Annotated in this window: 1 pseudogene; it reads left to right on the top strand. The window is 54.1% G+C overall.

Annotation, left to right across the window (positions count from 1 at the left end):
• Window positions 1-981 (top strand): annotated as a pseudogene (locus CVS30_RS17700) (IS3 family transposase); the annotation flags it as partial.
• Window positions 982-1,029: the final 48 nt, after the last annotated feature.

Raw genomic sequence — 1,029 nt, 5'->3', positions numbered from 1 at the left:
TGAGCAGCAAGCCGAACTGCGCAAGCTTCGCGCAGAACTCAAGCGCGTGACTGAAGAGCGAGACATCTTAAAAAAGGCCGCCGCGTACTTTGCCAAGGAGTGCAACTGAAGTACGCCTTCATCAAAAAGCACTCGACGCATTACCCGGTGCGGCGCCTTTGCCAAACCCTCAAGGTGCATCCCAGCGGCTACTACGCTTGGTTGGCCGAACCTCAATCTGCCCGAGCCAAAGAAGATCAGCGCCTGCTTGGCTTGATCAAGCAGGCCTGGTTAGAAAGCGGCGGCGTGTATGGCTATCGCAAGATTCACGATGACCTGCGAGAGCTAGGAGAGATCTGTGGGCGAAATCGAGTCGGTCGCTTGATGCAGGCAGAGGGGCTGCGTTCGCAAACGGGCTATCGCCGTCGTACTGGGTTTTATGGCGGAAAACCAACAGTGGCATCCCCCAACCATCTGGCCCGGCAGTTCAAGGTCAGTGAGCCGAATAAAGTCTGGGTGACCGATATCACCTACATCCGCACCTATGAAGGGTGGCTGTACCTGGCGGTAGTGCTGGATCTGTTCTCACGCCAAGTCATTGGTTGGTCAATGAAGCCCAGAATGAGCAGCGACCTGGCCATCGACGCCATGCTGATGGCCGTGTGGCGACGCAAGCCACAGCAGCAAGTGATGATTCACTCAGACCAAGGCAGTCAGTTCAGTAGCTCAGATTGGCAAAGCTTCCTGAAGGCCAATAATGTGATCAGCAGCATGAGCCGACGGGGAAACTGCCACGACAATGCCGTAGCGGAGAGCTTTTTCCAGCTTTTGAAGCGGGAGCGAATCCGACGAAAGATCTACGCAACGCGTGACGAAGCCCGAAGTGATATTTTCGATTACATCGAGATGTTCTATAACCCTAAGCGTCGACACAGCAGTGCTATGCAGCTGTCTCCAGTAGAGTATGAGAAACGCTATTTCCTGAGCTTGGAGAGTGTCTAGGAAAGCAGGGGCGATTCACTCCTCAGTTTTTTATCGGCTAAGTAACGG

Origin of the sequence: Arthrobacter psychrolactophilus, from assembly GCF_003219795.1 — a bacterium.
Taxonomy (GTDB): Bacteria; Actinomycetota; Actinomycetes; order Actinomycetales; family Micrococcaceae; genus Specibacter; species Specibacter psychrolactophilus.
The sequence above is the reverse complement of the archived record's forward strand: the minus strand, read 5'-3'. Positions and strand labels throughout refer to the sequence as shown.